This is a genomic window from Streptococcus sp. HMSC071D03 (assembly GCF_001812125.1).
Lineage (GTDB): Bacteria > Bacillota > Bacilli > Lactobacillales > Streptococcaceae > Streptococcus > Streptococcus pseudopneumoniae_N.
The window spans coordinates 1-232 of sequence record NZ_KV807768.1 but is presented as its reverse complement, the minus strand read 5'-3'; the positions used below and the strand labels follow the sequence as shown (position 1 = coordinate 232).

Genomic DNA, 232 nt, shown 5'->3' with positions numbered 1-232 from the left:
TCTTCACCATCTTCACCTTTAACAGTAGTTGGGGTTGTACCTTTTTCTTTTGTACCATCTTTTTCATAAACTACTGGAGACGGTACTACTCTCTTCACAACCGTTGGTGCTTTCGTTTTCCCATAAGTTCGAACTGTTGTTGGAGTTACCTTACCTGTTTTTGAATCAACTTCATAGGTAGTGGTATCAATCACATCACGACCTTCAGAATCTTTAGATTGTTCAACCTTAG

The 232-nt window shown here is 38.8% G+C and carries 1 protein-coding gene; it reads right to left on the bottom strand.

Annotated features, from left to right (window positions below; translation table 11 throughout):
• Window positions 1–232: hypothetical protein (locus HMPREF2837_RS06540; RefSeq protein WP_398578168.1), on the bottom strand; the 232-nt coding region annotated here is incomplete at both ends.